This is a genomic window from Acidobacteriota bacterium (assembly GCA_038040445.1).
Taxonomy (GTDB): Bacteria; Acidobacteriota; Blastocatellia; order UBA7656; family UBA7656; genus Onstottus_A; species Onstottus_A frigus.
In genome coordinates this window covers 291479-312126 of the sequence record JBBPIG010000004.1, presented here as the reverse complement: position 1 = coordinate 312126, position 20648 = coordinate 291479, and the positions used below count along the sequence as shown (strand labels likewise).

21 protein-coding genes are annotated in these 20648 nt (G+C 57.7%); 7 read left to right on the top strand and 14 right to left on the bottom strand.

The window, feature by feature from the left end; translation table 11 throughout:
* Nucleotides 1-12: 12 nt before the first annotated feature.
* The 3 genes from AABO57_06710 to AABO57_06700 form a co-directional block, all read right to left on the bottom strand.
* Entirely contained in the window at nucleotides 13-372 is a 360-nt protein-coding gene (locus AABO57_06710; protein ID MEK6285413.1) for a hypothetical protein, read from the bottom strand.
* A 123-nt stretch (nucleotides 373-495) separates the two neighbouring features.
* Nucleotides 496-1488 carry a 16S rRNA (cytosine(1402)-N(4))-methyltransferase RsmH gene (rsmH, locus tag AABO57_06705; GenBank protein ID MEK6285412.1) on the bottom strand — a complete coding sequence of 331 codons (993 nt, stop codon included), beginning with the start codon at nucleotides 1486-1488 and terminating at the stop codon, nucleotides 496-498.
* Nucleotides 1489-1610: 122 nt separating this feature from the next.
* Nucleotides 1611-2051 (bottom strand): division/cell wall cluster transcriptional repressor MraZ, encoded by a 441-nt coding sequence (locus AABO57_06700; GenBank protein MEK6285411.1) that lies wholly within the window; start codon nucleotides 2049-2051, stop codon nucleotides 1611-1613.
* Nucleotides 2052-2311: 260 nt separating this feature from the next.
* On the opposite strand from AABO57_06700, the gene AABO57_06695 reads away from it, so the two are divergent.
* Nucleotides 2312-3091, top strand: coding sequence for a ZIP family metal transporter (locus tag AABO57_06695; GenBank protein ID MEK6285410.1), 780 nt, complete (start codon nucleotides 2312-2314; stop codon nucleotides 3089-3091).
* Between the two features lie 165 nt (nucleotides 3092-3256).
* Here the strand turns inward: AABO57_06695 and AABO57_06690 are convergent, their stop codons facing one another.
* Nucleotides 3257-3748 carry a zinc ribbon domain-containing protein gene (locus AABO57_06690; protein MEK6285409.1) on the bottom strand — a complete coding sequence of 164 codons (492 nt, stop codon included), beginning with the start codon at nucleotides 3746-3748 and terminating at the stop codon, nucleotides 3257-3259.
* Between the two features lie 330 nt (nucleotides 3749-4078).
* Between AABO57_06690 and AABO57_06685 the strand changes: the two genes are divergently transcribed.
* A complete protein-coding gene (locus AABO57_06685) occupies nucleotides 4079-5047 on the top strand; it encodes a branched-chain amino acid transaminase (protein MEK6285408.1) in 969 nt (322 codons plus the stop codon).
* Between the two features lie 110 nt (nucleotides 5048-5157).
* Nucleotides 5158-5901 (top strand): Uma2 family endonuclease, encoded by a 744-nt coding sequence (locus tag AABO57_06680; GenBank protein MEK6285407.1) that lies wholly within the window; start codon nucleotides 5158-5160, stop codon nucleotides 5899-5901.
* Between the two features lie 45 nt (nucleotides 5902-5946).
* Here the strand turns inward: AABO57_06680 and cysS are convergent, their stop codons facing one another.
* From cysS to AABO57_06645, 7 genes are all read right to left on the bottom strand, one after another.
* Nucleotides 5947-7341, bottom strand: a complete 1395-nt coding sequence (gene cysS / locus AABO57_06675) for a cysteine--tRNA ligase (protein ID MEK6285406.1) — start codon at nucleotides 7339-7341, stop codon at nucleotides 5947-5949.
* Nucleotides 7342-7564: 223 nt separating this feature from the next.
* Nucleotides 7565-8983 carry an aldehyde dehydrogenase family protein gene (locus tag AABO57_06670; GenBank protein ID MEK6285405.1) on the bottom strand — a complete coding sequence of 473 codons (1419 nt, stop codon included), beginning with the start codon at nucleotides 8981-8983 and terminating at the stop codon, nucleotides 7565-7567.
* A gap of 226 nt (nucleotides 8984-9209) precedes the next feature.
* Nucleotides 9210-10325, bottom strand: coding sequence for an SPFH domain-containing protein (locus tag AABO57_06665; GenBank protein MEK6285404.1), 1116 nt, complete (start codon nucleotides 10323-10325; stop codon nucleotides 9210-9212).
* Nucleotides 10326-10345: 20 nt separating this feature from the next.
* Nucleotides 10346-11491, bottom strand: a complete 1146-nt coding sequence (locus tag AABO57_06660) for a DUF4097 family beta strand repeat-containing protein (protein MEK6285403.1) — start codon at nucleotides 11489-11491, stop codon at nucleotides 10346-10348.
* 147 nt (nucleotides 11492-11638) lie between these two features.
* Complete coding sequence (locus AABO57_06655; GenBank protein ID MEK6285402.1) at nucleotides 11639-12184, bottom strand: hypothetical protein; 546 nt, start codon at nucleotides 12182-12184, stop codon at nucleotides 11639-11641.
* Between the two features lie 165 nt (nucleotides 12185-12349).
* Complete coding sequence (locus tag AABO57_06650) at nucleotides 12350-12868, bottom strand: hypothetical protein (protein ID MEK6285401.1); 519 nt, start codon at nucleotides 12866-12868, stop codon at nucleotides 12350-12352.
* An 89-nt stretch (nucleotides 12869-12957) separates the two neighbouring features.
* Nucleotides 12958-14532, bottom strand: a complete 1575-nt coding sequence (locus AABO57_06645) for an acyl-CoA carboxylase subunit beta (GenBank protein ID MEK6285400.1) — start codon at nucleotides 14530-14532, stop codon at nucleotides 12958-12960.
* Nucleotides 14533-14798: 266 nt separating this feature from the next.
* Between AABO57_06645 and AABO57_06640 the strand changes: the two genes are divergently transcribed.
* From AABO57_06640 to AABO57_06625, 4 genes are all read left to right on the top strand, one after another.
* A complete protein-coding gene (locus AABO57_06640; protein ID MEK6285399.1) occupies nucleotides 14799-15062 on the top strand; it encodes an HU family DNA-binding protein in 264 nt (87 codons plus the stop codon).
* 40 nt (nucleotides 15063-15102) lie between these two features.
* Nucleotides 15103-16104, top strand: coding sequence for a site-2 protease family protein (locus tag AABO57_06635; GenBank protein ID MEK6285398.1), 1002 nt, complete (start codon nucleotides 15103-15105; stop codon nucleotides 16102-16104).
* Nucleotides 16105-16219: 115 nt separating this feature from the next.
* Nucleotides 16220-16945, top strand: a complete 726-nt coding sequence (locus AABO57_06630; GenBank protein MEK6285397.1) for an urease accessory protein UreH — start codon at nucleotides 16220-16222, stop codon at nucleotides 16943-16945.
* Between the two features lie 60 nt (nucleotides 16946-17005).
* Nucleotides 17006-17869: an LOG family protein gene (locus AABO57_06625; GenBank protein ID MEK6285396.1), complete on the top strand. Its 864-nt coding sequence runs from the start codon at nucleotides 17006-17008 to the stop codon at nucleotides 17867-17869.
* Between the two features lie 19 nt (nucleotides 17870-17888).
* On the opposite strand, the gene AABO57_06620 is transcribed toward AABO57_06625, so the two are convergent.
* From AABO57_06620 to AABO57_06610, 3 genes are read right to left on the bottom strand one after another with little or no spacing between them, the layout of a single operon-like run.
* Nucleotides 17889-18731, bottom strand: coding sequence for a hypothetical protein (locus AABO57_06620; GenBank protein ID MEK6285395.1), 843 nt, complete (start codon nucleotides 18729-18731; stop codon nucleotides 17889-17891).
* Nucleotides 18667-19701, bottom strand: coding sequence for a TPM domain-containing protein (locus AABO57_06615; protein ID MEK6285394.1), 1035 nt, complete (start codon nucleotides 19699-19701; stop codon nucleotides 18667-18669). Before AABO57_06615 ends, AABO57_06620 begins: the two co-directional genes overlap by 65 nt.
* Nucleotides 19702-19719: 18 nt before the next feature.
* On the bottom strand, nucleotides 19720-20610 hold the full coding sequence (locus AABO57_06610; protein ID MEK6285393.1) for a TPM domain-containing protein: 891 nt from the start codon (nucleotides 20608-20610) through the stop codon (nucleotides 19720-19722).
* Between the last annotated feature and the right edge of the window lie 38 nt (nucleotides 20611-20648).

Here is a 20648-nt window from a genome sequence, read left to right as displayed (position 1 = left end):
GAACTCTGAACTCTACCTCTTGTCCTTCCGGTTAGCGTTTCCATTTGCCAGTTTGTCGGTTGCCTTCTTGTCGGGCCCCAGGCCCAGCTTTTGCGCGCGGCGTTCGATTTCGACCGGTGACGAAGCTCGAGCGTAATCCAGCTCCAGTTGTCGAAGCCGTTCTTCAAGCTGACCCGACTGACGCCTCAACTCCTCGCTCTGATAACCGACTGAAACGGCCTCGAAATGCTGGCGCGCGCTTATAACAAAGCCGCACGACAGCAGCGCTCCCGCAACTCCTATCGCCGCAAGCCACCCCATGACACGCGAGCTCACCGGCCGCGCCACGGGGACGTTGGTAATCTGCTTTTCCGGGAAGAACCGATTCGTCATAAGTCCGCCTTGTAGCCTAGACTTTGCTCTGCGCAGCATAGACTTGAGTCCTGTGTGCCTTGCTCGACAACTACAGTCAGACTGGATTCTATGCGACTTCCGGGGCTCGGAACTTTTAGCTCGTCAGAGCTTCTCGCAAACACGCAGAAGGGAACTGCGTGACCGAGGATTGCGTTCCATCTCTTCCGGTGTAGGGCGCACCGGCTTTCGCGTAAGTATACTTATTCGTCTTCGCGCTCCGCAATGTTCGCAGGTTACGTCATCGGCGGTGGCTTCTTTGCGCGCTTCGCCTGGTTGCCATCTTTGCGTTTCGCAGATGCATCGGCCGGACTCTCGCAAAAAGCTGCGCTTGACGATCCGATCTTCAAGCGAGTGGAACGAGATGATCGCCAACCGCCCACGGTGAGCCAGCTTCGAAATCGCAGCGGGGATGAAACGCTCCAGTGCTTTGAGCTCATCGTTGACTGAGATCCGGAGCGCTTGAAACGTTCGCGTGGCCGGATGTGTGCGCCATCGGCCGGGGATGTTGAGCGCTCGCACGACAACGTCAGCAAGCTGCTTTGTCGTGGCGATGGGTTCGCGCTCGCTCGCCCGCGTGATTGCGCGAGCGATCTTGCGCGCGCCTCGCTCCTCTCCGAATTCAAAGATCAGATCCGCCAGCTCACGCTCGGAAAGCTGATTCACGAGGTCTGCTGCCGTTGGCCCGTTGCTCTGGTCCATTCTCATGTCGAGCGGCGCGTCTGAGGCAAAACTAAAGCCGCGCTCGCTTCGTCCAAGTTGCAGCGAGGATACGCCCAGATCGGCCAGCACCCCGCGCACTTCCACTGTGCCAGTTTGCTCCAGCACAGACGCGATACTTTCGAAGTTCGCCCGGACGAGTTGAACACGGTCTTCAAAGATCGACAGCCGCTCTCGAGCCACGGCGAGCGCTTCCGGATCGCGATCTATTCCGATGATCGCCGTACGGGGCGACGCAGCGAGGATCGCGTGGGCGTGTCCGCCAAGCCCAATCGTGCAGTCGACGAACGTGCCTTCCTCGGGCCGCAGCCACTCGACGACCTCGTTGAGCAAAACAGGTTCGTGCAGTTCATCTTTTTCTCCGATGTTTGTCGCCACGGCCTCATCATCAGATTTCAGTTCTTCGAAGAACCTGTACGGAGTCCTCTGCGGGCGCCCCTTCTTGGTAAACGCTTCTCAGGACTAAAGGGCGCCTGCGGAGAGACGCGCGAGCGCGAGTGCTAAATCCCAAGCGCCGCGAGACTGGCGGCGTCCTCATCGGTGAACGGCTGGCCGTCGATTCGAGCCTTGAACTTGTCCAGCTCCCACACCTCCAGGTATTGCAGGTATCCCAGCACTGCCACGTTTCCGATCAGTTCGGCGCTCGATCGAAGCAAGGGGTGAACCAGGATTCGGCCCTGCGCGTCTACATCGGCGAGTTGACCGTAGTAGTTCGTCCGATCGAGGAACTTCCTGACGGCGGCGTTGCTTGTGCCTTTCGATTGGAGCTTCTCTTCGATCGCCATCCATTCGGGCATTGGATACAACCGCGCGCATTCACCCGTCAGGCTCGTCACATAAAACTCGGAGCTGTAGTTCTCGTCGATATAACGGCGGTAGGCCGCGGGAAGCTTGATCCGCCCCTTCTCGTCCATCCTGACAGTGTAGTGTCCTCTGAGCATCCAACCGGCTTCGCTCCCATCCTCTTAGTTTCTATTCCACTCCGCTCCACTCCGCTCCACTATTGCCGCCGTATGGTACGTCAGATGCCAGGGTGTGTCAAGCGTGAAATTATTTAACGATAAGAGGTTGTGGCCGTTTGGCGGGGTGTGCGGGCGAGCCTCTGGCGCAGCGTCTAGCGTCTGATGGAGTTTAGTTCCGCGAGCCGCGCAAGACTATGTTATAGTGCCGAACTTTACTGAGCGAAGCGGACACGACGCCAATGGGCAGAACCACGCTGACCATAATTTGCTACGGGCTTGCGGCCGCGGCTGCGAACCTGTTGGGCGGGCTTTTAGTCTCATCGCACAGGCTCGGACAGGCCGCGCTACGATACTTGATCGCGCTAGGCGCCGGATTCATGCTGGCCGCGGTCTTCCTTAAGATGATCCCCGAAGCGATCGAGCAATGGGCAGGCTCAGCGCTCGTTCCTATGATGTGGCTGCTGGCTGGCTATCTCCTCATCCAATTCGTGGAGCACACGGTCGCGCCGCATTTTCATTTCGGCGAAGAGACTCACGAGGAAGCGATGCTCGAGCAGCACGCGGCGATGGCCGGGGTGAGCGCGCTGATGGTGCATACGTTTTTCGACGGCGTCTCGATAGCCGTGGCGTCGCTGGTGAGTCAGCAGCTTGGAGTGTTGATCTTCATCGCCATCCTGCTGCACAAAGTTCCAGAGGGCTTCACTGTGGCGTCGATGATGCTGGCCGCGGGTCGAAGCCATCGCAGCGCGAAAATATCGGCGCTTCTGGTTGGGTTGGCGACACTTGTGGGTGTCACGCTGGTGCTTATGTTTGAGGACACAGCCGTCTACTCACGCCCATTGTCCGCGCACGTGCTCCCGTTGTCGGCCGGAGTGACGCTGTATGTCGCAGCATCAGACCTGATTCCAGAGGTCAACAATCGCGAAGGCGGCGTTAAGACTTCGGTGATGGTGTTCGCCGGAGTAGCCCTGCTGTACCTCACCGAACTGGTGATGGAGGCGCTTCAGTTTGGACACTAGACTCGGACCAGTGGCGCCTCGGGAATTAAGAATTGAAAAATGAAAATTGAAAAATGAAAACTGCAAATTGAACGAGGTCGTCGGGGCTTTCCTCAATTTTCAATTTCTAATTTTCAATTGTCATTTTTCAATTCCCTTTTTTCAATTGCCCTCCGCCGCCTGCTTCTATTTCCTTCCCGAAAGCATTTCATTCGTCACGCGGGTGTTCTCTTCGATGTCCATGAACACGTACATCCATTCGGAATACGCGTATAGAAAGACAAACACGAATACGCCGTAAACGAGCATGAGCAGGCCTCCGACGACTCCTCCGAACAGGGCCGCCGGTCCGGTGTCGCCGAACCCGCTGGTCTTCGAGCTCGAAGCCACGCCCGCCGCAAGCATCACAAGCGCCCCGATGATGCAGATGGCTCCGGCAATGAACGCAAACACCTTGATCAGCACCGCAATGAGACGGAGTACCTTGTACTTTTTCTGAACCGTTGGCGGTGTGTTTCCGCCGTAGCTCGGCGGCGGGTTCATCATCGGGCGAGCTTGTTCGTAAGACGCTTCCGGGGAAAACGGGGGTGGCTGTGGGGGAGCCGTGAGGGTGGTTCCACATCCCCCGCAGAATTTGGCGGTCGACGGAAGTTCGGCGTTGCAGACTGGGCATTTCATTTTAAGATCGCTCCTTTGAAAGTGTCCGGCAAACTTCAGTTTGCCGGAGCGTCCAAATTGCGGCTCATCAGCGACTCGGCGACAAACCGAAGTTTGCCGGTTATCGCCGCCAGAAGCGGCTCGAGGGGCTGCGGCCGGGTGACAAGATATTCTTACTTGCGCGCGAAATCAATCCGATCTTCCGCGTTTTAGCTTTCGCTTGACCATCGTTGTGCCGCTTCGTATTATGGTTCGTGCTTTTCATAGCTACTGACATGGCGTCACCGCCAAAGGCGTCAGCGGTCAATCGGGCGTCACTAACGCATCACACCCTAAAGCAGGAGAATCCATATGGTAACTGAGCAGGAACACGGCGCGATCGTGTGGCGCAACGGCAAGCTGGTCCCGTGGCAAGAAGCTACCATCCACGTGATGTCTCACGTAGTCAACTACGGCTCGTCTGTCTTTGAGGGCATCCGCTGTTACAACACCAAACGCGGCTCGGCGATATTCAGGCTCAACGCACACATCGAACGGCTGTTCAATTCAGCGCACATTTACCGGATGCAGGTTCCGTTTACATACGAAGAAATCTTTGAGGCCTGCCGCCAGCTCGTTCTAGCCAACGAGTACGAGGCGTGCTACCTGCGGCCAATCATCATTCGCGGCTACGGAACGTTCGGAGTAGATCCCTTTCCGTGCCCCATCGATGCGTATATCTGCACGTGGCAATGGGGCAAGTACCTGGGCCCGGAAGCCCTCGAGCAGGGCGTCGACGTGTGCGTTTCGAGCTGGACGCGCATTGCGCCCAACACGCTCCCTTCGATGGCCAAAGCAGGCGCTAATTACATGAACTCGCAGCTCATCAAGATGGAAGCGAAGGTCAACGGCTACGTCGAAGGGATCGCGCTCGACCCGGAAGGCTACATAAGTGAGGGCTCAGGCGAAAACATTTTTTTGGTTAAGAATGGAACGGTGATGACCCCGCCGCTTTACTCGACGATCCTGCCGGGTATCACCCGCGACTCGGTCATCAAAATATGCGAGCGAATGGGAATCCCGGTGCTCGAGCGAGCGATCCCGCGTGAGATGCTGTACATCGCCGACGAAGTCTTCTTCACCGGGACGGCTGCCGAGATCACGCCGATTCGCTCGGTGGACAAGGTTCAAGTCGGAACAGGCCGCCGTGGACCGATTACGGCTGAGATTCAAAGACAATTCTTCGACATCATTGCTGGTGAAACGGAAGACGTGTTCGGCTGGCTCACCCCGGTTGAAGAAGGTAAGGCAGCCGTGCAACACGAGCCGCAGATGGCCTAATCCAAGCGCCCGGGCTTGATGAACGAAATTGGAAAAGAGATCATAGACGGCATATAATCCGCTCAAGGGCGAGCATCTACACACGGGCGCTTCGAGGGCAGCAAGGCATTATGAGCACTAAGGCTTATGACGATGTGTTGGATCAACGGCGCCCACCGGGCGCGGTTGAGGCAGGAACTCCGCCGCTCGAAAACGGCGACCGGCTTACCAGATCGGAGTTCGAACGGCGCTACGTTGCAATGCCATCGCTCAAGAAGGCCGAGCTGATTGAAGGAGTCGTCTATATGCCGTCACCGGTTCGAGTGAAAAATCACGGGACGCCGCACGGCCAGATTATGGGTTGGGTAGCAGTCTATTGCGCGGCTACACCCGGAATAGAGTCCGCAGACAATGCAACGCTGCGCCTCGACCCCGACAATGAGCCTCAACCCGATGTAGCATTGTGGCTCCCCGAAGCCTCGGGCGGGAGAGCCCGCATCAGCGAGGACGATTATCTCGAAGGCGCGCCCGAAATGATCGTGGAGGTCGCCAGCAGCAGCGCCGCCTATGATCTTCACGACAAGCTGAACGTATACAGGCGCAATGGAGTCGAAGAATATGTCGTGTGGCGCGTCTATGACCGGCAGATAGACTGGTTCGCGCTCGAAGCCGAACGCTACACGCGCATCACGCCGGACGCGGATGGCATACTCAGAAGCCGCACCTTCGTGGGACTGCGTTTGTGCGTGCCTGCTTTGCTAGGCGGTGACCTCGCTCGAGTCCTAGCTGAATTGCAAATCGGTCTCGCCTCAGAAGAGCACGCGGCGTTCGCAAGACGGCTCGCTTCCGCCCTGTCAGAGAACACACAGAATTAGTCCTTTTGACCCGCCAAAGGCCTCGATTTCGAAACGGACCCGGTCTCACTTGCGCTTCCATTTCGTTCCCTGAGGAGTGTCTTCAAGGATAATGCCGCGCGCGGCGAGATCGACTCTTATCTGATCGGCTTTTTTGAAGTCTCGATTGCGGCGCGCCGAGTTGCGCTCTTCGATCTTCCCTTCGATCTCAGGTTCGAGAAGCTTTTCCTGCTCTTCGCCCAACACGCCCAGCACCGAGTCGATCCGCGCCAGCAACTCGAGCACAGCCGCGCGATCGCCGGCGCCGAACTCGCCTGCGTCCATCGCCGTGTTCGCGTCCCGGCGAAACTCAAACATGGCCCCGAGCGCCCTCGAAGTGTTCAGGTCATCGTTCATACCCGCTTCGAAACCGTCGCGCGCCTGCTCGATGAGTTTCTGCACTTGCGGGTGAGAGCCCCGATCCCCGTTAAAGTCCGCTACCCGGCGGCGGAAGCGGCGAAGCCCTTCGAGCGCCGTCTTCGCGCCGTGCAAGCCCTCGGTCGTGAAGTTCAACTGTGTTCGATAGGGAACCGAGAGCAACAGGTATCGAATCGCCATCGGCTCGTGACCTTGCTCGATGAGATGCCGCACCGTGTAGTAGTTGCCTTTCGACTTCGCCATCTTCTCGCCTTCGACAAGCAAGAATTCCGTGTGAATCCAGAAATGCACGAACGGCTTTCCGGTCGCGCCTTCCGATTGCGCGATCTCGTTTTCGTGATGCGGGAAGATCAGATCCACGCCGCCGCAGTGGATGTCGAACGATTCGCCGAGGTACTCCATCGACATAGCCGAGCATTCGAGGTGCCAGCCGGGCCGCCCTTCGCCAAACGGTGAAGGCCAACGCGGCTCGCCCTCCTCTTTTGCCGCCTTCCACAAAACGAAGTCGCGAGCGTCCGCCTTCTCGTACTCATCGACGTCGACTCGCGCGCCCGCCACGTTGCCTTCAAGCTTCAGACCCGAGAGCTTGCCGTAGCCGGGGAACGACGAGATGCTGAAATACAACGAGCCGTCGCTCTGGTAGGTGTGCCCGCCATCCGCCAGACGCTTCATGATTTCGATCATCTGGGGAAGGTGCTTCGTCGCATAGGGCATCATCTCCGGCCGCTCGATGTTGAGCGCATCGCTGTCCTTCAAGAATTCTTGAGTGTAGAACTCGGTGTACTCTTCCAGGCTCTTGCCGGATGCGAGCATCCCGCGAATGATCTTATCTTCGACGTCGGTGATGTTCATGATGTGCTGCAGTTGATACCCGAGATATTTCAGGTAGCGGCGCAGCACATCAACCGACACGAACGTCCTGAAGTTGCCGATGTGACCGTAGTCGTAGACCGTCGGCCCGCAGGCGTACATCCGCACGGTATTGCCTTCGAGCGGCTTGAACTCTTCCTGATTGCGGGTGAGCGTGTTCCTTAGCCTGAGCATTTCGTTTAGGCCTTGTCCTCGGTCATCGATCTTTGGCTGAAATCAAAAATCAGATCGTAGCGATGGCCAGACGACGTTGTCAACAAACGCAACTTTCATCGCGCCCTCAACACCGCCTTAAAAGTTTTGGGCGGCCCGTTGTGGCCGCCCCTCGCTCAATGACTGGCGCTGTGATTCGAATCGCGCGACGCAGGGGCGGGCGTGGAGGCCCGCCCCTGCAAGCTCACAACTGCAGCGACTTCGTTTCCAGGAACTCCTCCAGTCCGTACTTGCCCATCTCGCGCCCGTTCCCCGATTGCTTGTAGCCGCCGAACGGCGCGAATACGTTGAACTTGCCGCCGTTGATGTCCACCTGCCCGGTGCGAAGCCGCCGTGCCACGCGCTTGGCCCGTTCAACATCCGAAGACCACACACCGCCCGCCAGTCCATACACTGTGTCGTTCGCTATTCTCACCGCGTCGTCTTCGTCTTCGTATGGAATGATCGAAAGCACCGGACCGAAAATCTCTTCACGTGCGATCGTCATATCGTTGCTCACGTTCGCGAATACGGTAGGCCGAATGAAATAGCCCTTGTCCAAACCCTCGGGCGCTTCGGGGCCGCCGGTGACAAGAGTTGCGCCTTCGTCCAAACCTTTCTTGATGTAGCCGCGCACCCGATCGCGCTGAACTTCGGAGACGAGCGGGCCGAGCTTGGCTTTGCCTTCGCGAGGATCGCCGACCGTAAAACTCTCGGCTGCCTCTTTGGCGATTCCTACCGCTTCGTCGTGGCGCTCTCGCGGGACAAGCATTCGAGTCTGAGCGGAACAGGTCTGGCCCGAGTTGAAGTAGCAATTGCTCACGCCGCCTCGAACAGCTTTCTCGAAGTCCGCGTCGTCCAGGATGATGTTCGCCGACTTGCCGCCGAGTTCGAGAGCGACCCGCTTCACCGTCTGGGATGCAAGCTCGCTCACTCGCTTACCCGCCCTGGTCGAGCCGGTGAACGAAATCATGTCGACGTCGGGATGCGACGCCAGCGCTTCACCGACGACGGGACCGAGGCCAGTGACGAGGTTGAAGACGCCCGCAGGTAGACCGGCGTCGTCGACGATCTCGGCGAGGATGAAGGCGGTGAGCGGCGCGACTTCACTGGGCTTCAAGACGACGGTGCATCCGGCGGCAAGCGCGGGCGCGACCTTCGCCACGACTTGATGAAGCGGATAGTTCCACGGCGTTATGCACCCGACCACGCCAACCGGCTCTTTCACCACAAGCGAGTTGCCGACCTGCTCCTCGAACGAGTAGTCGGCTAGAAGCTTCGCGTAGGAGCCCATCACCATCGCGGGCATTCCGGCTTGAACCATTGTCGCCAGCGGCAGCGGCATGCCGACTTCGCTGGCGATGATCGCTGCGATCTCGTTTTGACGCGCCGCGAGTCCCGCCGAGATCTTCCCGAGGAAGCCGGCGCGCTCGGCCGCTGAAGTCGCCGACCACGAATCGAAAGCTGCGCGCGCCGCGGCTACCGCGCGATTGATGTCTTCGGGCGAGCCTTCGGGAACGCGCCCCATCACTTCTTCGGTTGTCGAGTTGATCACATCGAGCATTCCCTTGCCTGCGGGCTCGGCCCATCCGCCGTTGACGTAGAGTTTGTCGTGAACGCTCACTTCTGGTTGTCGTGAAGCTGTCATTGGTGGTCTCCTTGAATAAATATCTCTTTGTCTTTTGAGTGAACTCACATTGTAACGGCTGCCGAGCCGGTGCGCCAAAAGAATCGGGCCGCGCGATCGGATCGACCTCGCGGCCCGCGTTGTTGCGCAATTTCGAAGACCTGTTCTTCAGGTCCCCGTCGATTCATTCACGACGATGGTTCTCGAACCTGATGCCCGGGCATCACACCGGTGTGCCGCAGCTCGCACAGAATTTCGATCCGGGCTGAACCGGCGACTGGCAGTTCTTGCACGCTTGAGGAGCAAGCGACGTCCCGCAGCTTGCACAAAATGTGGTCCCGGCCTGCACCTGCGCGTGGCAGGAGGGACATTCCACGGAAGCGGCTTGAGGAGCCTGTTGTGTGGCGCCGCAGTTTGAGCAGAACTTCGCGCCGGTTGGATTCTGGGTACCGCATTTCGCGCACGGTACGGTCTGAGTCTGGGCCGCGCCCGATCCCTGGGCATGCGCGCCGCCAATCGCTCCGGCCATCATCTGCCCGTAGCCCAACCCGAGCCCGAGTCCCATTCCTTGCCCGGCTGCGCCGCCTTCTTGTTTCGCCGCGTCCGGCAGTGCCTGAGCGGCTTTGAACTGCATGTAGGCGGTCATATCGCCGATTGCGCCCATCCCCGAGCGCTCGTCGATCATCTTTTGAACTTCCTCGGGCGGAGTGATCGCCGAGATGATCAAATCGACAAGCTCGAGCCCCTGCTTGGAGAAGTCATCGGCCACCCGCGACTTTACTCCGGCGGCGAGCTCATCGTAATAAGCTGGGAGATCGAAAATGGTCTTAAGGTTTTCGCCGAGCAGGTCGTTGAGCCGGGATACGACGATGTCGCGCAGGAATGAGCCTATCGCCTCGGACGATACGATTCCGCGGGTGCCGACGATCGAGCCGGCGAATAACTGCGGATCGGTGATTCGCATCGAGTACTTGCCAAACGCCCGCAGCCGAACCATTCGAAGCTCAGTATCGCGAAACGCTATTGGCTCTTTCGTTCCCCATTTCAAGTCTTGAAACGTGTGTCGCGCAACGAACAACACGCTTGCTTGAAACGGAGACTTTCCTCCAAACGGGATCGACAAAAGCGTGGTTAGCAGTGGTATGTTGTTAGTCGTGAGCGTGTGGCGCCCAGGACCAAAAGTATCGAGCGCCTTTCCATCGCGGAAGAAGACCGCCGCCTGGTTCTCCTGCACGATCAACTGAGCGCCCAGCTTGATGTCCGAGGATCCACTCTCGGGTATGCGATGAACCAACTCGGTTCCTGTTTGGTCGAAATACTGTAAGACTTCAATTGCCATTCTTTGCTCTCCTTGAAAGTTCACTGCTTCGCGAGTTTGATGCTGCCGTTGACAGTCGTAAGCTTGAGGGGCGGGCCCCCTGACCCGATCTGTCCGCTTGCACGTTGACCCACGACTTGCCTTTGCACCTGGATTCCAAACTCGTCATCAATGTCTATGCCGCCGTGAACTGTTGAAGCTTCCAGGTTGGCGTCAAAGTCGGATTTGATCGTCAAGTCTATTTTGCCGTTGACCGCAGTGAACTCCATCGGGTCGTTCGTCGCTTCTTGCAGGACGGCAATAATCTTCCCGTTGGTTGTTTGAACCTTTGACACCCCGACAACATCGGTCAGCTCTATATTGCCGTTAGCACTTTCTGCGCTTATCTGGCCGGTCACTTCAGAGAGCTTGATTGAGCCGTTGACCGAGCTGAGTTGTACACGGCCCATCTCGCGAGGGAGCTTCACCTCGTAGCGAATATCCTGGTTGCCGCCATTGCCGCCATTGCCGCCGGGCACTCCAGTCCTCAGAGTTACGCTATTCGCGCTACTGGTGAAGAAAACCTGTGCGCCACGATCGGCGCCGCGCTTTATCACTTTCACTTCGGCCTTCGGTTGATCCCAGCCCTCGACAGAAATGCTCCCGTTGACGTTCTTAATCGAGAATCGCGCGCCGTCCCTGAGCGGAAATGTCTTGACCAGCGTGGTCTCGTTTCCGTAAGACACGACCTGGTCAGCATTCGTTTCGCTCAAGACCTTCTCGTCGCCCTGTGGCACAGCCGGAATCGACGGAGGTCGATCGGGAATGCTGCCTAACTGGCGGCGCCCAAAGCGCGCGACCATCATCACGGCGAAAACCACCGCGACGAACAGCCCGATGCCGATGAAGGCTATTATCCACCCCACGCGCGAGCGCGCAGGCGGCGGGGTGTATGGCGGGAAAGCTTGAGGGTGCATCGCCGGCGCCATCGGTTGATAGCCAACGGGATCATAAACAGGACTCGTCTCGGGCCGGGAGGTTGGGGCAGTGCTGGCGGCGCTGCGCGCGCCCCAATCCTCGGGTTGTGGAGGCATCCTGCGGGTGGGTGCATGCTCGTCGGATAGCTCTTCGGTCGATGCGCCGCAAGCGCGACAGAATCGCTGGCCGACGAATAACTCCAACCCACAGTTTTTACAGTTTTCTGCCATCGGCTTAAAAGCGGTTCCGGGTTTCGGGTTCAGGGTTCAGGGTTCCTGGTGCAGAGGTTTGTGGTTTCTAGTTTCTGGTTTCTCGTCTTTAGGCTCGCCAGCGAATTTCCCAACCAGAACCCGGAACTCTGAACTCTGAACCCTTAACTAACTGAACAGCGGTTTGCCCGGAGGCTGGCCTTCCGCGAAGTTGTTAATTGCTTTGTAGCGTTCGTCGAAAGCGCGACCAGTCTGATCGATCTCGGCCGCGACTTCGGCGACTGCCGACTTCAGCCCATCCGGAGTTCCAGCTCGGGGGCTCAACTCTGATAGCTTCGCTTCAATTTTGTCAACGCGCTCGACCAGCGCGAGATCGAACTGGTAAATCGCGTCCAATTGTTGTTGCTCGATCTTCACAACATCGAAGAAGCCCGCATAGCCATAGCTGGCAAACCTCACTCGGTTTTCAAGGTGATCAAGTTTCTTTATCGCGGCATCGACAGGCCCGACCTCAAACAGCCGTCCGCTGCCGGTCAACTCACGCATCAGGTCCGTCAGCGGCGCCTTGAGAGCGCGCAATCGGTCTGCCAGATGCTCACGGTGAAGCTTATCGATGTCGCGCCGGCGCTCGCGGTCAACGTAGCCGCTGTAGCCGGGTATCTTGCTGCTCAATCGCTCGATCCAGTTGCGTCCCTCTGCTGTGTCACTGCTCATTGAGAATCCCCCCGAATGTTGTCAGAACTTTCCACTCTGACGATTCAAATCGAATCGGGCTGACAACGGGTTAACGATCTCGGCGCTGCTCGCGGTTTCATAATAATAATCCGCGCGCTTTTTCATCCCCCCGGAGAGGTCGAAGTCGAGTCAGCGCTGCGAAAACTATGCCGGCGCCTTCTGGTTGCCGGTGTCCCGAGAAAGCATTTTCAAGTATTCGTCGTAAGCCTGACGGTCTGCTGCAGCCATGTCTCGTATGTAAACGCCGACGACCCAAAACAGCCCTTCCGCTTCGGGTCTGTACCACGCGGCAAATCCTGTGTACCGGACCGTACCGTTTGGCAAATCAACTTCGACTTCAAGCTTGTTCTTGAACGCGACTGTGTGGTCGCGAATGATATGAAGCTGTCCGGTCTCGATCGTGCCCGTCTGTATGCGCATGCCCTGTTTGCCGAAATCGAGGCCGAGCCCATCTATTACGCGCGAGCGATGTCCCTCATCGCTCTGATCAATTATCGTGAGCCGCAACGGCACCGGCTTCGGCGGAGGCGGAATCTGCCGTTGACCCTCGCCCTGCTGAAGCTCGTCTGTGTTCTGAACGGAGCGAATAAGCTTCAGCCCGTCGAAACTGCAGAAGGTATTCTGATCTGGAAAAAAACGGCGGCAGGTTGGACATTCTTTCATAGCATCACCCTTCGGCGCTCCGCCGATTATACTAGTACAGTCGTCATTAGTCATTGGTCAACTATGGAGTAGTGACCAGTGACCAATGACTAAAGAGGAATATTTCCGTGCTTCTTCGGAGGGTTCTGATCCCGTTTGGTATCCAGCATCTCCAGAGCGCGAATAAGTTTAAGCCGGGTCACTCTCGGCTCGATGACTTCGTCTATAAAGCCGCGTTCGGCTGCCACGTAAGGCGATGCGAACTTCTCGCGAAACTCGTCGGCGCGACGCTTTGCTTCTACCTCGGGGTTCTCAGCCTGAGCGATCTCGCGGCGGTATAAAATACCGACCGCGCCCTCTGCCCCCATCACCGCGATCTCGGCCGTTGGATAGGCGAAGTTGACGTCGGCGCGGATGTGCTTGCTTGCCATCACGCAATACGCTCCGCCATAGGCCTTGCGAGTTATCAGGGTGATCTTCGGCACGGTCGCTTCAGCGAACGCAAACAGCAGCTTCGCGCCGTGACGGATGATCCCGCCGTGCTCTTGCTGCACGCCCGGCAGAAAACCTGGAACGTCCTCGAACGTGATCAGCGGGATGTTGAAGCAGTCGCAGAAGCGGACGAACCTCGCAGCCTTGATTGAAGCGTCTATATCCAGCACGCCGGCCAGGTGCGCCGGCTGGTTGGCGACGATCCCAACGGGCCGGCCATCGAGCCGCGCGAATCCTACGACGATATTTTTCGCATAGTGCTCATGCACTTCAAACAGATAGCCGTCGTCAACCACCAGATGAATGATGTCGCGGATGTCGTAAGGCACATTTGGCGCTTCGGGCACGATCCGGTTTAGCCGCTCGTCGGCACGATCGACCGGGTCTGTGGTTGCGATGCGAGGCGGGTCCTCGAGGTTATTGGACGGAATGAACGAGAGCAACTCGCAAATGGTCCGCAAGCACTCCTCGTCGTTTTCAGCGGCGAAGTGAGCTACGCCCGAAACCGAGTTGTGAGTCATCGCGCCGCCCAATTCTTCCTTGCTCACCTCTTCGTGCGTCACCGTCTTTAGGACGTCGGGGCCGGTGATGAACATATAGGAGCTTTTCTTCACCATGATGTTGAAGTCGGTGATTGCCGGCGAGTACACCGCCCCGCCCGCGCACGGTCCCATGATCGCCGAGATTTGAGGCACGACTCCCGAAGCGAGAGTGTTGCGCAAAAAGATGTCGGCGTAGCCGCCGAGCGAAACCACTCCTTCCTGTATACGGGCGCCGCCCGAATCATTCATACCGATTACCGGCGCTCCGACTTTCATCGCCATATCCATTACCTTGCAAATTTTTTCGGCGTTGGTCTCGGAGAGCGAGCCCCCGAAGACTGTGAAGTCCTGGGCAAAGACAAAAACCCTGCGGCCGCCGATCAGTCCGTGGCCCGCGATTACGCCGTCGCCTGGGTATTGCTGAGTCTCCATGCCGAAGTCCTGACTCCTATGCTTCTTTAAGCGATCGAACTCTTCGAACGTGCCGTCGTCCAGCAGGAACTCGATACGTTCGCGAGCGGTCATCTTCCCGGAGGCATGTTGGCGCTCGATACGCTCGCTACCACCGCCGGCGAAAGCGGCCGCGTTCTTCTCCGCCAGCTTCTTCAATCCGTCAGTGGGCGGTTTCTCTTCAATTTTGCTTTCGGACATAGCCATCGTTGATCCTCAACTGGGTGATCGTAGAATGGGCGATCGCAATCCGCCCGGCGTCGGGTCACAGTCTATCAAAGCAGCGCCGGTCAGCGAAGCTGTCGCAGTGATGTTCATACCGATTTGCTTCGCTTTCGTGCGCCGCTCAAAACACATCCGCGAGCGCATCATCTTTTCGTTGACACCCCATTGGTCGGCTCCTATAATGCAGCCCTACTAAATCGGACTCTCAGTGTTTCAAACAAAGTCGTGAGCGGGAGGCCAAAGTGATCAAGCTTGATATAGTGAATCAGGTTGCCGACAGGACTGGCGTTCCTAAGATCAAAGCCGAAGTGGCGGTCGAGTCGTTGTTCGATGCAATGAAGAAAGCTCTGCAACGCGGCGAGCGAATCGAGTTGCGCGGGTTCGGCGTCTTCGTCGTTAAGCCTCGTAAGCGCGGCGTTGGGCGCAATCCTCGAACGGGAGAGGTCACCGACATTCCGCCCGGCAAGACGATCAGGTTTAAGCCCGGGAAAGAACTCCAATCGTGATGGTTGACAGTTAACTGTTCCAGGGTTGTATTCTAAATCCGTGGAGAACACAGAGCAGCCATACCTCTTCACTGAGTTTCAATCTGCGCCACCTTCAGTCCAAACACGCGAGATCGAGTTATCGCCGTCTCGCGTGCTGCTCCACACCGCATTGCTCGTGACAACGGCCATCAGCACTACCCTGACCGGGGCGGCGTTCGCTGTTCAGGTGCAGGATGATCCCACGGTCATCGGCTCGCTGCTCGCTCCCGTCCTGGCAGTCCTGAAAGAAACCGCCATTGGGAATCTCGATCCGCTGCTGAAGGGGCTTCTGTTCACATTCACGCTGCTGACTATTCTGGGCGCGCACGAACTCGGGCATTATTTCGCGTGCCGCCACTACGGTATTCGTGCCACCTTGCCGTTTTTCATCCCCGCTCCTCCGACCATAACTTTGTTCGGCACATTCGGCGCGGTCATCAAAATCAAGGAACCAATCAGATCGCGCCGCGCACTGTTTGACATAGGAATCGCCGGACCGTTAGCCGGCTTCGCATTCGCTTTGCCCGCGGCGATAGTGGGTCTGGTCTTTGCTACACCGGCGGCACCCAGCGCGGTGTCTGCCGCAAGCGCGGGCATACAGTTCAATGACCCCCTGCTCTTCATCATAGTCACCAAGCTGCTGGGGCTTCCCAAGTGGATCGACTGGAACCCGATCTATTGGGCGGCGTGGGGAACGATGTTAGTGACGGCGTTGAACCTGTTTCCGGTCGGGCAGCTCGACGGGGGCCACGTGCTCTACGCGATCGCAGGACGCCGGACACACAAGTGGATTTCGCGTATCGTCGCGTTCGCGTGCGCCGGACTCGCGATCGTTTCGATTGTGCTGCATCAGCCGCCGGTCTACTTGTTATGGACTCTTGTGCTGCTGTTCTTGATGGCGGTCGGGCACCCGCCGGTGATCGAGGAAGAGCCGCTCGGAACAGCCCGAGTCACGTTAGCCGTCGTCGCTGCGCTTGTATTTCTGCTTTGCTTCATGCCCTTTCCTATTACTTCGAACTGATCCGTGTCTTGCAAAAGTGCGGAGGATATCTTTAGGAAGCCGTGCAATCGGTGTGCTATCATCGAGCCGTTCGAGCCCGAAGTAGCGACCATCAATAGCTAGTTGGAGCCAACAGATGGACTCAACCATCACCGCCGCACTCACTTTTGGATTTATCCTGGGACTCCGTCACGCACTCGACCCGGACCATCTGATAGCGGTTTCGGCGATCGTGAGCGAACACAGGAGTGTAGCGCGCTCTTCGCTGGCCGGCACGTTCTGGGGACTCGGACATACGGCTTCACTCCTCGCGATAAGCATCGTCATCCTTTTGCTCCGCGCATCGATACCTGAACATATCACGCTGTGGATGGAAGTTCCGGTTGCCGGCATGCTGATCGCGCTCGGCGTAACTGCGACATGGCGAGCGATGCGAGAGCGCGGATGGCTGATCCATACTCATACTCACGCCCACGAGGAAGGTACTTCGCCACATGCTCACATCCACATGCATACGCGCGACGAACACAGCCATCAGCATCGCTTGTTTCGGATAGGCCGCAGACCTTTCATCGTGGGCATGGTGCATGGCGTAGCCGGCAGCGCGGCGCTCACTCTCGCGGTGCTGACGACTATTCCTTCAGTCGCGCTCGGCTTGGTTTACATCGCGGTGTTCGGGATCGGCTCAATCGGAGGAATGCTTTTGATGAGCGCGATGATTGGTCTTCCCTTCGCGGTGACCGCCCGGCGCTTTTCAATCGTCAACGGCGGGATAAGGCTTTTTGCGGGGATCTTCAGTGTGCTGTTTGGGCTTGTGCTCGCGTGGAAGTTGCTTCATGAAATCTGGAAGGTGAGTTCATAACCCAACGGTCCACGGTAAATCCGGGCCCTTGCTGGGTTCGTCGATGGTTCTCAGATAAAGATGTCACTGCCAAATCCTCCCAACTCTCCGCCGCTGCCATACCTGAACGCCGAGTTTTTGAAGAGCCCGGAAGCGCGGGTCATCAGAATACTGTCAGAGTACCTCGAGCCGGAGGCGCGACTGCGGCGACATCGGGTGCGCGACACTATAGTTTTCTTCGGTTCAGCGCGCTCGATATCACCCGAGCAGGCGGCGGCAGAACTCGCATTGGTAAGGGAAGGACTAAAACCCGGCGATGAGATTACGCGCGAGGTTCAGGCCAAACTGATGCATGCCGAACAGGCGACGAAACTGGCCCGCTATTACAACGATGCGATGGAACTGGCGCGCAGGGTAACCGAGTGGTCGAAAGGGTTGACCGGCAACTATCACTTCATAGTGTGCTCGGGGGGATCACGCGGGATGATGGAGGCAGCAAATCGAGGAGCATCGATGGCCCGAGGCCAGACGATCGGCTTGAATATCCAATTGCCGCTCGAACAAGAGGTAAATCCATACGTCTCTCGCGAGTTGATCTTCAACTTCCACTACTTCTTCATGCGCAAGTTCTGGTTTGTTTATCCGGCCAAAGCGCTGGTGGTTTTCCCGGGAGGCTTCGGCACGATGGATGAGCTGTTCGAAGTGCTCACGCTGATTCAGACTAAGAAGCCCAGCAAAACGATGCCGGTGATACTGTTCGGCTCGGAGTTCTGGGACGAGGTACTTAACTTCGACGCGCTGGTGCGCTGGGGTGTCGTGAGCTCAATGGATCTGGATATATTTCACAAGACCGATTCAGTTGACGATGCGTTTGAATACCTGACGAGCCGCCTTGAAAAGCTATATCTCTCACCTAAGGGACTAGAGCAGGTGAAGCTGACGTGATGCTGTCTGCCGCGTCGTTTCATCCGTTGTCTACTGTATCAATCACTTTCTCGATTTGGGCCAGATACTTCGCGAAGGTCTCGTTGGTTTCGGACTCCAGCCAAACTTCTTCATCGGGCGCATATTGGAAGATGCGCGCGAGAACGTTCTTATCCAGACGCAGCTCGTCGGCGAGGGCCATGACGCATTCACGCTTATTGAAGGGCGCTTCCTTTCCAAGCATCACGAGCACGTGCCGAAATAGAACTGCAAAATTGTCCAACGATTCAGCCATCAGCCGCGCGAGCAGATTGGCATTTCGCGAGGACGGTATGTAAACCCTTCTCAGCCTCAGCAATTTGGCGCGCAACTCATACTCGAGTTGATGACGAAGATTCTTTGTGGAAATATCGAGTCCCTCGAACGGATCTTTCCCGTAGAGGACGTGGTGGACCTGACTCATATCAATGAACTCTATTGGGAACACATCCGACGAGTCGGCCATCTCTTTGGTTGTGAAGTACACAGCGACCGGATTGCCTTCTGATCGCCACCACTCGGCAATCCCATGTTCGGCCTTTAGTTCGTCAGGCGTGATTCGATCGAGCACAATAAGAACCTTCTTTGGTCGATCGTCATCAAGCTGCCCTCCGAGAACTGCGGAGCCGTAGAGCACCACAGATCCCAGATTCTCCCCGTGCGCTTTTTTCAGCTTTTCTACAAGCTCGTTTAGTTCGTCAGCCAAGGTGTCCTCCAACTCCGAATGATGACCTATCTCGCGGCTATCGATCACCATCCTTCGTTCATCGTTAAGTGTCTTACCAACTATCGCTCGCGCCGCCGCCGCCGAAGTCGCCGCCGCCGCCGCCGCCGCCGAAGTCACTTCCACCGCCGCCGCTGAACCCGCTTCCAAGGAAGCCGCCCCAGCCACTGCTCGCCGTGCTTGAGTCCGGGCTGCTGCTCCAACTACTCGGGTCGGAGTGCCCATCGTTGCCAAAGAGACTAATTGGGGCGTCTGGATGACCGCGTACCTCCGGATACGTCGAGCTTGAGTGCGGGCTACTGCTCCGACTACTCGAGTCGGAGCTTCCGGTGTTAAATAGACCAATCAGTTCCCCCGAATCGGCGCCCCGCAGCCGACGGGAGATCGCATAAAAGATTAGTCCAGCGATGAACATCAACACCATGCCGAGGATGATATCTCGGAGAACGAGGTTCTCTGCCTTGCTAGCCCCAGACACGCTTGCTGGCTGGACAACGGGTTGCCTTGCTGCTTGCCCAGGATCGATTCCCTCTATCGAAACTGCAAGCCGCTCAGCAAGAGTGGCGAGGATCGTTTGCGTACCGGTCGTGAGTGCTTGATCGAAGCGCCCAGCCACGAAACCGTCTCGCATCTTGCGAATGAGCTCGGCCGCAAGAATGTCTGGTATGTCGCCTTCAAGGTGCCGGCTAACTTCCAGCCGCGTGCCTCCGCTATAAACGCCTTGGGCGCTGGCCGGTTTGATCGCCACCAGAAGCAACAGCGCGCGCTTTTGTGAATCGCGGCCGACGCCCCACAGTCGACCGAGTCGAAGCGCGTACTCTTCGATCGGATAGCCCTGCATATCACTAAAAGGAATCGTCACGACGGCAACCTCGATGCCCGTACGATTCCGAAAGTTCAACAGCAACGTTTCGATTTGCCGCTTCGTCGCGGGGCTGAGCTTGCCCGCAAAGTCGCTTACCATGCCTCGCGGTAACGGCAGTCGCTGCTCGCTGGCCGAGGCCTGAGTTGATAAGCACGAACCAAACGCAGAGAGAAGGAGCAATACCGCTGCTCCTTGCAGGACTCGTCGTGCTCCTATCGTTACCATCTTTCCCTCGAAACGAGCTTACCAGCTATCGCTCGCGCCGCCGCCTCCGAAGTCGCCGCCGCCGCCAAACCCGCCGAAGCCTCCTCCGTCGCTACCGCCGCCGCCGCCCCAGCTTGAGTCTCCACCGCCGCCGAAGCTACCCCAGCCGCCGCCTCTGCCGCTGCCAAACAAAACGGCCCAGAGCAGCCAGTCCGAGCCAATTCCTCCCCGTCGTCCTCCGCCTCCTCCGCGGCCTCCACCAAACAGCGCTCGGATGATCGCGAACAAGACAAACCCGATGATGACGATTGTGAACAGGGAGATTCCGCGTCCGCTGCTTCGGCTCCCGCGAGCCGGCTGCCGGACGGGTTGCCGCGCGGCCTGACTTGAATCGATGCCGTCCATTGAGATCCCGAGCCGCTGAGCCAGGGTCGCCAGGATTGTTTGAGTGCCGGTCGTCAGAGCTTGATCGAACCGCCCCGCGATGAAGTCAACGCGCATCTTGCGAATCAGCTCCCCCGCAAGAATGTCCGGCACGTCGCCTTCAAGGTGACGGCTGACTTCGAGTCTTGTTCCTCCGTGATAACCTTCACCGTCAGCCGGCTTGATCGCGACAAGAAGCAACAGCGCACGCTTTTCCGAATCCCGGCCGACGCCCCACTGCCGGCCCAATCGAAGCGCGTAGTCTTCGATCGGGTAGCCTTCCATGTTGTCGAACGGAATCGTCACGACGGCGATCTCGATGCCGGTGCGATCGCGAAAGTTGCGAAGAAGCGTTTCAATTTGCTGCTTATTTGCCGGGCTAATTTTCCCCGCAAAGTCGCTCAACATGCCTTGCGGCTGAGGCAACTGCGGATCCGCGAATGATGCATTCCCGAGGAGAAGCAGGATCGCTGCGGTTGCAAGGGATAATCTAAGTACTTTGACCATAAATTCCGAGAAACGTCGCGACACTCAAGGTTCTACAA